Genomic DNA, 10643 nt, shown 5'->3' on the forward strand with positions numbered 1-10643 from the left:
TTTCTCATTTCTCATTCCTCACTCCTCACTTAAATCTCCCCTCCGACAATTTTTTTACCCAAAACTGTGTTATGTTTAAACTGAGTTTATAAAACCCTATTATAATATCTTTACAATAACAAAAATAGGAGAATATATATGCTTAGTTTAAAGGACATAAAAAAAGATTATGTCGTTGGTGATTCCACCGTTTCTGCCCTTAAAGGCGTTAGCATTGATTTTCGTGAGAATGAGTTCGTTTCTATCCTTGGCCCGTCAGGCTGCGGTAAAACCACTCTTTTGAACATTATAGGCGGCCTTGATAGATATACCAGCGGTGACCTTAACATTAACGGCAAATCTACCAAGGATTTCAAGGATTGCGACTGGGATTCCTACAGAAACCATTCCATAGGCTTCGTGTTCCAGAGCTATAACCTTATACCGCACCAGACAGTGCTTTCAAACGTTGAGCTTGCTTTGACCCTCTCAGGTGTTTCAAAGTCAGAAAGACGTGAAAGAGCCGTCAAGGCTCTCGAGCAGGTGGGTCTTGGCGACCAGCTCCACAAAAAGCCTAATCAGATGTCAGGCGGTCAGATGCAGAGAGTTGCCATTGCAAGAGCGCTTGTGAATGAGCCTGACATTCTGCTTGCAGACGAGCCTACAGGTGCGCTTGATACTGAAACAAGTGTTCAGATAATGGAGCTTTTGAAGAGCATTTCAAAGGACAAGCTTATTATAATGGTAACGCACAATCCTGAGCTTGCAATGAAATATTCTTCAAGAATAATCAAACTTCTTGACGGAAAGGTCATAGATGATTCCGACCCTCTTGACAAGAATGTTGTTGAGCCTATCAAAAAGCCTGAAAAAGAGCCTACAAAGGCTGACAAAAAGGCGGCGAAGAAAGAGCGCAAAAAGCTTAAAACTTCCATGAACTTCCTTACTGCGCTGTCTTTGAGCCGAAACAATCTTATGACAAAAAAGGCAAGAACGCTTCTTACCTCTTTTGCAGGCTCTATTGGTATAATCGGTATCGCACTTATTCTTTCTATCTCAAACGGTGTTCAGCTTTATATAGATCAGGTGCAGTCTGATACCCTTTCAAGCTATCCGCTTCAGATAACAAAGACCACCGCAAGTATAGGTGAGATAATGAACACCATGGCGAAAAACCATGAGGATTCAGCAAACCACGATAAAGACAAGGTCTATTCTCAGAATGCCATGGGCGAGATGATAAACACTCTCATGGAAGAAACGAAGGTCAACAATCTGGAGAAGTTCAAGAAATATCTTGACGATAACAGCGACCTGAAAGACCTTACAAGCGACGTTCAGTACACATACGCCACTACACTTAATGTTTTCACGGAGAGCGACAGCGGTGTAATGCAGGTCAATCCGTCAACGCTTCTTGAAGATATGGGATATATGTCCTCAACTCAGATGGAAGCAATGTCCATGAGTGGCTCAATGGGTGGCATGATGGGCATGGGTACTGACGTATGGAGCGAAATGATAGATAATGAGGAGCTTATCGACAAGCAGTATGACGTTATCGCAGGACGTTTGCCTGAAAAATATAACGAAGTTGTGCTTGTAGTTGATAAGAACAACGAGATAAACGACTATGTGCTTTATTCTCTCGGACTTCTCGACCCAAGCTCACTTAACGGCATAGTAAGACGTGCCATGGCAGGAGAGGATATATCCGTTGACAGCGAACAGCACGTTTACACCTATGATGAGCTTCTTGACCTGAAATTCAAGGTCGTTCCTACACCTGATTTCTATAAGAAAAAAGACGGTGTGTGGGAAGATATGACAGGCGATGAGAGCTACATGAAAAAGGCTGTTGCAAATGGCACAGAAATAAGTGTAGTCGGTATCCTGCGACCTGACGAGGACGCTTCTTCTGCTTCCATAAGCGGTGCGATAGGCTATCGTCATGACCTTATGACATATCTTATCGACGAAGTAGATAACAGCGAGATAGTAAAAGAGCAGATAGCAAATCCTGACATAGATGTTTTCACAGGACTTAAGTTCAAAACGGATGAGAATGCGGCAGATACAGACAGCAGTTCAGAAACCGTTTCCGACAGCACAGCCGATACAGAAAGCAAGGCTGACAAAACAGCAGACAACTCCGACACAGATAAGAAGGCTGGTTTGGTGGCAGGCGACAGCTCTATGGAGATACCTGAGGGAATGACTGAGGAGCAGTATAAGGCTCTTATGGAGCAGAGCGGTGCTTCCGATACAGGCGAGCTTGCAGATATGGGCATGAATGCCATGGGTTCAATGGATATGTCAGCAATTCAGGGCGGTGATATGTCATCGCTTACCGAAACTCAGAAGAAGTATATAGCTTCACTTTCTGACGAGCAACTGGAGCTTATGAAGCAAATGCTCAAAGAACAGTCCGACACAAATGCGGATCAGCTTGCAAACAGCGGAAAATATTCCACTTCAAACTATGACAACAACATGAAAACTCTTGGTTATTCAGTTGTTGAAGACCCTGACAGCATAAATATCTATCCTGTGGACTTTGCTTCAAAGGAAAAGATAATAGATATTATCGACGATTACAACGACAGTGTCGGCGAAGAGGACAAGATAGAATACACCGATTATGTTGGTCTTATGATGAGTTCTATCACCTCTATCATAAACGCTATCGGCTACGTTCTTATTGCATTTGTTGCAATTTCACTTGTGGTATCATCTATCATGATAGGCATTATAACCTACATCTCAGTTTTGGAAAGAACAAAGGAGATAGGTATTCTGAGAAGTATAGGTGCTTCAAAGAGGGATATATCAAGAGTGTTCAATGCCGAAACAGTTATCGTGGGATTTGTGGCAGGTGCATTGGGAATAATTATCTCATATCTGCTCACAATACCGATAAACATGATAATCGCACATCTTACGGACGTGCCGATAAGAGCTTCAATACCTGTCAGTGCGGCAGTTGTACTCATTGCAATAAGCGTTTGCCTGACGCTTATCGCAGGTCTGTTCCCGTCAAGAGTGGCGGCAAAGAAAGACCCTGTTATCGCACTGAGAACAGAATAGTTTATTTTAGACCCCAAGGAGGTAATCACTATGAAAAAGCTTACAGCAGAAAAAATAGACAACATCATGGGCGCAATGAGTTGTATCGTAACAGGTTTTTGTCTTATGGCTCTCATTATGATGGGACATTGCTGATTTTCTGACATTCCCATAACAAATTCCTATATAAACTACTGCCCGTCATACCATTTTGGTTGGCGGGCAGTAGTTTTCTGGTGAATTGGTGCGGTATGGCTTAGAATATTCTATAAACCGTCACAAATTTTACACAATAATAGGTTATTATATAAGCAAAGAATATGAATTAAGGCAGCAACACAAAAGGATTGCGTGCAAAGCCAATAGGCGGTTCTTGTGCGGTGTTGCCTGAATAGGAGGGAATAACTATGGCAAAAATTCTTGTAGTCGATGACGAAATTAAAATAAGAGAGATAATCAAAGAGTATGCCGAGTTTGAGGGATATGAAGTAGCTCAGGCTGAGGACGGTATGCAGGCTGTGGAAATGGTGAAAAATCAGGATTTCGATATCATCATAATGGACGTTATGATGCCGAAGCTTGACGGCTATTCAGCTTGCAAGGAGATAAGAAAAATAAAGCAGATACCTGTTATAATGCTTTCCGCAAGGGGCGAGGAGTATGACAAGCTTTTCGGCTTTGAGATAGGCGTTGACGATTATGTAGTAAAACCGTTCTCGCCAAAGGAGCTTATGGCAAGGATAAGGGCGGTGCTTAACCGTGCGTCAGCTTCTCAGCGCACTGAGGACGTTATAAGATACGAGGGATTAGAGATAAACTTTACAGCCCGTGAGGTAAAGATAGACGGGGAGAAGGTTTCCATGACTCCGAAAGAGTATGACCTGCTTTTCTATCTGGTGAAGAACATGAACATTGCGCTTTCAAGAGAGAAGCTTCTTGAAGAGGTATGGGGCTTTGATTTTTACGGTGACGACAGAACTGTGGACACTCACATAAAAATGCTGAGAAACAGCCTTGGAAAATACCGCAATCTTATTGTTACTCTGAGAGGAATGGGATATAAGTTTGAAAAGATCCAGTAAGCTTGCAGAAGTCAAGGAAAAAGTCAGCAATAAGACGGCGGAGATAAAGGCGAAAAGAAGTCTGCGGTCATATGTGTGGATGTATTTTATCTTCTTCACGGCTTTTATTCTTATTCTTATTTGGCTTTTTCAGTATTTTTTCTTGGAAAGATATTATCAGTCGGCGAAGATAAGAGATATCACAGACGCTGCAAATCAGATAATCCAAGCATATGGCACTGACCAGCAGGAGGTAACGAACCGCTCGCTGGCTTTTGACAACAGCCTTTGCATTGTTATAACGGACGAAATGGGCAATCCTATTGTGATGGAAAACAACATGGGAGCATATTCGCATCTTAACAAGGTCATAAACAAGGGCTATGGCATCGGACTTTTCAAGATGATATCTCAGCTAAAGCAGTCTGACGATAACTACATCACGAAAATTGCTCAGAATGAGAATTTCAAGAGCAAGGAGATATTTTACTGCACGTCTATCTACACTGATGATTCGGATAAGCAGGCGTATCTTTTTATTGAAAGCTCAATAGAGCCTATAGATTCTACTGTAAGCATTATAAGAGAACAGCTCATTTATATCACTATCATACTTTTTGAGCTTGCTTTTATTGTAACTATGTATATCTCAAAGCGACTTTCAAAGCCTATCGTTGACATTACGAACACGGCGAAGAAATTCGGTGAAGGGGATTATACGGTGGAGTTCAATGGTCATGGCTATTGTGAGATAGAGGAGCTTTCCACGGTGCTTAACAATGCCAAGGACGAGATACAAAAGGTATCGGAGCTTAGGAAAGACCTTATTGCGAACATATCTCACGACCTGAGAACACCGCTCACTATGGTGAAGGCTTATGCGGAAATGATAAGGGACTTGTCGGGGGATAATCCTGTGAAGAGGCAGGAGCATATCCAAGTCATTATCGACGAGGCTGACAGGCTTTCAAGTCTGGTAAATAATCTGCTGGAGCTTTCAAAGCTGGAGTCGGGCAATGCGGAGCTTAAACTCACGGACTTCTCTATTGTTGACAAGCTCAATGACTGCATGACGAGGTATCAGATACTCATAGAGCAAAACGGTTATGATATCAAGTATATCCCTGATGAGGACAGGATAATAACGGCGGATATTGCAAAGCTTGATCAGGTAATTTACAACTTTATAAACAACGCTATAAACTACACGGGTGACAATAAGGTCATTCGTATCAAGCAGATAAACAAGGCTGATGTGGTTCGTATTGAAGTAACAGACAACGGAAAGGGCATTTCCAAGGAACTTCTGCCTAAGATATTTGACAGATACTATCGTGACGCAAAGGTAAAGCGTGACGTGGTAGGCACAGGACTTGGACTTTCCATTTGTCAGGAGATACTCAAAGCCCACGGCTTTGCATACGGCGTTCAATCGGAGGAGGGCAAAGGCTCGACCTTCTGGTTTGAAGCAAAGATCGCAAAGCAGGAGAGCAAGACTGTTCAGAAAATGGAGAGCAGGCTTTCGCTCAGCGGGCTGGAGGAAAAATAGAGTAAAATATAAGAGTGCATTATCTGAGGTGGTAATGCACTCTTTTTTTATTATATCAGCGTCTGCCATGGTGAAATAACAAAGTTGGGTTTATAAATAATGATCCATGAGCGGCAATAAAAAAACCGCCTTACATAAAGTAAAGCGGATCGGGTGCAGGGGCACGCCCCTGAATTTGTAAAAGTGACACACAAATTATCACAGCGGTGACTTTGTGTGTTTACAAAAACACTTGATGGGAAATGCCCGCCACGGCGAAACAATGGTTGGGTTTTAGATAAAATTGATGAGCGGCAATAAAAAATCCGCCTTACATAAAGTAAAGCGGATTGGGTGCAGGGGCACGCCCCTGCTGGTGGAGGTGAGGAGAATCGAACTCCTGTCCGAAAGCCTATCCCCACGAACTTCTACGAGTGTATTCTGTTATTGCGGAAAACTCCCATTCCCTTGCACAAAGGCAAACAGACACGCCTGTGTGTTTGGTAGGCTGTGATACATCACAAGGCTACAGCCGTCGCTTTGTAACGTTCACCACTGATCGACGCCTTTACCAAAGCCGTGGTACTCTAAGGCAAGACGAGCGCTGACTTAAGCAGCAGCTAATTCAAAATTATCGTTGTCGTCTAATTTTAAAACGTACGCCGTTTAAAGAGTGTGCGCTCCTCTACTCGCTTATCGTGCTTCAAAACCCCCGTCGAAACCTTTACACCCCCATGTTAGTTTCGCTCTTTCATGGCACGCTCTATGTCACGCTGTGCGGCTTTCTTTGCCATGTCGTCACGCTTGTCATAAAGCTTTTTACCTTTGCAAAGCCCAAGTGCAAGCTTGACTCTGCTGCCTTTGAAATATAGCGACATCGGGATAAGCGTAAGACCCTCCTGCTGTACCTTTCCGAACAGCCTCAGTATCTCACGTTTGTGGAGCAGCAGCTTTCTCTCCCGGCGTGGATCACGGTTGAAAATATTGCCGTGTTCATAAGGGGATATGTGCATACCCTTGACCCACATCTCTCCGTCCTCGATAGAACACCAACTGTCTTTCAGATTGACGCCGCCATTCCTTATAGACTTGACCTCTGTTCCCACAAGCTCGATACCGCACTCGATCTGCTCAAGCACGAAATAATCGTGACGTGCCTTTCGGTTATCGGCAATCTGCTTTGTGCCTTTTTTGTCTATCGCCATACTGCTCACCTCCCGTGGAATATTATTATAACACCATTTCATGCCTTTGTCAACAGGCAAAGAGTTCAAAAAATTGTACAAATGGTCGTAATGTTTAGATTTTTACACATCTCTGTGTGTGCTTATGTGCAAATTCGGGTATTGAAATAGCTTTGATGGTGTGATATAATATTAGGTATGAGAAATAGTTAGTTGAAAGATGAGAGAAGATCTGGTATGAAAAATAAGAAAATAGATATGTTAAACGGTCCGCTTGTGGGCAAGATCGTTATTTTTGCACTGCCCCTTGCATTGTCAAGTATTTTGCAACAGCTTTTTAACTCTGCTGACCTTGCGGTGGTGGGCAGATTTGACAGCGACAAAGCCATGGCGGCGGTTGGAAGCAATTCTTCATTGGTGAACCTTATTGTAAGCCTTTTTCTGGGGCTTTCTGTCGGTGCAAACGTTGTGGTGGCCAGACTTATAGGTCAGGGGAGAAAAGAGAAGGCAAACGAGGCTGTACATACGGTGGTGCTTTTGGCGGTCATAAGCGGATTTATCATACTGGGTGTAGGCGAGATACTTGCACCGATACTCCTTGGCATGATGAATGTGCCTGACGATGTTTTAAAGCTTGCAACGCTGTATCTCAGGATATTCTTCTTTGCAATGCCTTTTATAGAGATATATGACTTTGGTTCGGCAGTGCTTAGGAGCAAGGGCGACAGCACCAGACCTCTTTACGCTCTTATCACCGCAGGCGTTATAAATGTTATTCTGAACCTTGTGTTCGTGATCGTGTTCAAAATGGGCGTGGCAGGCGTTGCAACGGCAACTGTTATATCAAACTTTTTCAGTGCCTGCATGATACTTTACTTTCTTACCCACGAGGAGGAAATGCTAAGACTTGATTTCAGAAAGCTCAGGATACGCTGGAAATATCTCCTCGGTATCATAAAGATAGGCTTGCCGGCTGGTTTGCAGAGCATGGTTTTCTCGCTGTCAAACGTTGTGATACAGGCGGCGATAAACAGTTTCGGTTCAGACGGTATCGCTGGAAGCACAGCGGAACAGAATTTTGAGTTCATGGCATATTTTGTGATAAACGCTTTCGCTCAGACGGCGACCACCTTTACAAGTCAGAATTTTGCGGCTCAGGATAAGGAACGCTGTAAAAAGATATACAGGCTTTGCACCTTTATCGGGCTTGCAAGCTGTCTTGGGCTGAGTATGATATTCCTTATTGGCAGACACCTTTTTATACAGATCTTCTCAACGGACGAGAACGTTATACACTACGCAATGATAAGAATGTGGTCAGTTTGCCTGCTGGAGCTTCTTACGGGCGTTTACGAAATATCGGGCGGCTGTCTTAGGGGAATGGGTCACTCTATGACACCTGCGGTCATAACTGTGCTTGGCACCTGCGTGTTCAGGCTTGTGTGGGTGAACACGATTTATGCGGCTCACAGAAGCTATCTTATGCTCATGATAGTTTACCCTGTTTCCTGGGTGATAACAGGCGCTGCCGTAACAGTGGCTTACTTTATCATACGGCGCAAAGAGTTTGCACAGATAGGTAAACGCAGGGCGGATATTATTTGATAGACAGGCGACAATTCAGATAGACGTGGAAAGGGGCAAACGCTTTTCGCCTCTACAGAAAAAGATAAATCTGCACTCTGAAAGCTTTAGGATTTTCGGAGTGCAGATTTTTTTTGAAAAAAGTCGCAACTGTCCAAAAAAAGTTACCACAAATGGTTTTTAGTGTGATATAATACATACATCAGGAACGAACAAAGACTTCTGCACACTCCTTCTAAGTTGATTAAATTGTGTTTTATTTGTTATCTTATGTTTACTATTGACTCCTTTGTTTTATTTGTTTTTTTCATAATACCCCCTTTACTGTGTTCCTGAGAGCAGAAGTCATTTTTTTACCGCAGTTCTTTTTGAACTGCGGTATCTTTTTTTATGTGTTACATAATCTTATAAAAATAGGCGTCATGCTTTTGATACAAAGCCTTTTCGCAGAAGGGGGATAAGTATTCCGCCAATGGAGTTTCCAAGGGACATTATAATAAGGTAGCCAAAGGCTTTAATGCTCCATAAGTCTGCCATGGCAAAGAAATACATATTAGCGACGCAGTGTTCAAAGCCGCTGAGGATAAAGACCACAACGGGGAGAAATATTGCAAGTATCTGTCCCACAGGGTTTTGGATAGTTTTATAGCCGTCTGCGGCAACGAACATAAGTATTCCGCAGAAAAATGATAGGATAAAAACGTTTGTGATATTATCCCCAAGCTTTATATTGCAAAGCTCTGTGGCTTTGTCGCTTATGGTGGATATGCGTGTTTGGGTAATAAGCAGGGCGGAGAGGACGGCTCCTGCAAAATTGCCGAGCCATATTATGCCAAGCTCACCGAGATAAGAGGGTTTGTTTTCAACTGCATATCCGACTTTTCCTGTGAAGAGATCAAAGCCAAAGGACAGTATCACGAAAAGTCCAATGCCGAAAAGAAGCGCTCCCAGATATTTGTTAGGGCAGGAAAGATAGACTGTTCCGCCTATGGCTATCGCCACGCCTGTGAGCAAAGAACGCAGAAATATGTCGATAATTTTCTTCATGTAAATTCTCCTATAACTTTTTTGTGACAAAGCACTGTGTTATTATACTATATTATAATGGCTGTTTCAACAAAAAAGTGGCATTGTTTACACTTATTTTGATTTTTGTTTCCAAGTAAGCCATGGGTAACATGAGTTTTGTGACATATTTTTTGTGATATGGGAGATATGCAATGTGAAGAATAGTCAGAACAGGTCAAGCATACTGTCAAGATAAATTTGCTCTCTGACTTTTAGCTGATGTTCGGGTTTTGTCATATAGTAGAGCAGAAATTCAAGTATCAGGGCGCTTCCAAGGCTTCTGCCCTCTATTTTGAAGTTTGAAAATCCCATTGGGAGATAGGTGTTTTGGATATCCTCTATGCAGATAAAGGTGGGGCTTTCCATGGCTTTTGAAAAGCGGTAGCCCTCTGCGGCATTGGGTGCTTTGCAAACATGGTCGGGGCAGTTTTCACCGAGATTTTTGCGGCTGACGTTTTCATAGCAGTTTTTTCGGTCTGCACAGCCTACATAACAGCACTCGTTGCAAAGAAACTCAACCTTGTTTTTCTGCTCAGTGGTGAGATCGGAGAGTTTATCCAGGGCTTTGTTTAGGCGAAAGTCGGGGACTACATAGGAAAAATCGTCATTATCAAGCTCGTTTACAAGCTGAGAAAACTCGGTGAGGACTTTTGTGGTAGAGGACACAAAATAGAGGTGGGGATAATTCTCTTTCAGATATGAAAGAAGCAGGTCGGAGCATATTATCACGCCATTTTGTGGAGGCGGGCTTTGGGAAAACAGTCTGCAAAGCTCGTTGCACTTTTTGTCTGAAAGGTGTTCTTCCCTTAGCAGGGAATTGCTGAAGGTCAGCCGTGAGGAGATGTTATATTCTTTCATAAGGTCGAGGACTTCTCGTGGAGAATGTTCGCCGAAGCCTGCTCGTCCGCCGCCCCATATACAGTCGGCAGGTGCGCCATAGACAGAGCCTATTTCGCACCAGTCATAGAAATAATCTCTATGCTCACGGAATATGGGCAGGAAAGCGGCGTAAAGGTCATAAAACTCGAAAAGCCCCGGCAGGTGGTAGTATGCTTTATTGGTCATGTGGGGTCACCTCTTTTTTTATCATTATAGCATGGCGGGGGTGGGAAGTCAAAGGGGTGCGTTGTTTACAAGCTCATAGGTCAGACTATTACGGCAGTGTGACTATTT

Annotated in this window: 7 protein-coding genes and 1 other RNA gene; 4 read left to right on the plus strand and 4 right to left on the minus strand. The window is 43.2% G+C overall.

What is annotated here, in order from left to right:
- The first annotated feature begins 138 nt into the window (after window positions 1-138).
- The 3 genes from QVO88_RS00560 (at window position 139) to QVO88_RS00570 (ending at window position 5655) form a co-directional block, all read left to right on the plus strand.
- Window positions 139-3066, plus strand: a complete 2928-nt coding sequence (locus tag QVO88_RS00560; RefSeq protein WP_022286584.1) for an ABC transporter ATP-binding protein/permease — start codon at window positions 139-141, stop codon at window positions 3064-3066.
- A 386-nt stretch (window positions 3067-3452) separates the two neighbouring features.
- A complete protein-coding gene (locus tag QVO88_RS00565) occupies window positions 3453-4127 on the plus strand; it encodes a response regulator transcription factor (protein WP_022286586.1) in 675 nt (224 codons plus the stop codon).
- The gene (locus QVO88_RS00570) at window positions 4111-5655 is read left to right on the plus strand and encodes a cell wall metabolism sensor histidine kinase WalK (RefSeq protein WP_022286587.1); all 1545 of its coding nucleotides are present in this window, start codon (window positions 4111-4113) and stop codon (window positions 5653-5655) included. The genes QVO88_RS00565 and QVO88_RS00570 overlap by 17 nt, the downstream gene beginning before the upstream one ends.
- 353 nt (window positions 5656-6008) lie before the next feature.
- On the opposite strand, the gene ssrA is transcribed toward QVO88_RS00570, so the two are convergent.
- Window positions 6009-6368: a transfer-messenger RNA gene (gene ssrA / locus QVO88_RS00575) on the minus strand.
- A 3-nt stretch (window positions 6369-6371) separates the two neighbouring features.
- Window positions 6372-6839, minus strand: a complete 468-nt coding sequence (gene smpB, locus QVO88_RS00580; RefSeq protein ID WP_022286588.1) for an SsrA-binding protein SmpB — start codon at window positions 6837-6839, stop codon at window positions 6372-6374.
- Window positions 6840-7055: 216 nt separating this feature from the next.
- Here smpB and QVO88_RS00585 point away from each other — a divergent pair, with 216 nt between their 5' ends.
- Window positions 7056-8423 carry an MATE family efflux transporter gene (locus tag QVO88_RS00585; RefSeq protein WP_022286589.1) on the plus strand — a complete coding sequence of 456 codons (1368 nt, stop codon included), beginning with the start codon at window positions 7056-7058 and terminating at the stop codon, window positions 8421-8423.
- Between the two features lie 399 nt (window positions 8424-8822).
- On the opposite strand, the gene QVO88_RS00590 is transcribed toward QVO88_RS00585, so the two are convergent.
- Both QVO88_RS00590 and QVO88_RS00595 read right to left on the minus strand, forming a co-directional pair.
- On the minus strand, window positions 8823-9449 hold the full coding sequence (locus QVO88_RS00590; RefSeq protein WP_022286590.1) for a formate/nitrite transporter family protein: 627 nt from the start codon (window positions 9447-9449) through the stop codon (window positions 8823-8825).
- A gap of 186 nt (window positions 9450-9635) precedes the next feature.
- The gene (locus tag QVO88_RS00595) at window positions 9636-10535 is read right to left on the minus strand and encodes a hypothetical protein (protein ID WP_022286591.1); all 900 of its coding nucleotides are present in this window, start codon (window positions 10533-10535) and stop codon (window positions 9636-9638) included.
- Window positions 10536-10643: the final 108 nt, after the last annotated feature.

The sequence above is a fragment of the Ruminococcus sp. CAG:57 genome, from assembly GCF_000435935.1.
GTDB lineage: Bacteria > Bacillota > Clostridia > Oscillospirales > Ruminococcaceae > Hominimerdicola > Hominimerdicola aceti.

Bases quoted from the DNA above. Each gene is read 5' to 3' on its own strand.
- QVO88_RS00590 (WP_022286590.1), bottom strand. From the start codon at position 9,449: ATGAAGAAAATTATCGACATATTTCTGCGTTCTTTGCTCACAGGCGTG.
- QVO88_RS00595 (WP_022286591.1), bottom strand. From the start codon at position 10,535: ATGACCAATAAAGCATACTACCACCTGCCGGGGCTTTTCGAGTTTTAT.
- smpB (WP_022286588.1), bottom strand. From the start codon at position 6,839: ATGGCGATAGACAAAAAAGGCACAAAGCAGATTGCCGATAACCGAAAG.
- QVO88_RS00565 (WP_022286586.1), top strand. From the start codon at position 3,453: ATGGCAAAAATTCTTGTAGTCGATGACGAAATTAAAATAAGAGAGATA.
- QVO88_RS00585 (WP_022286589.1), top strand. From the start codon at position 7,056: ATGAAAAATAAGAAAATAGATATGTTAAACGGTCCGCTTGTGGGCAAG.
- QVO88_RS00560 (WP_022286584.1), top strand. From the start codon at position 139: ATGCTTAGTTTAAAGGACATAAAAAAAGATTATGTCGTTGGTGATTCC.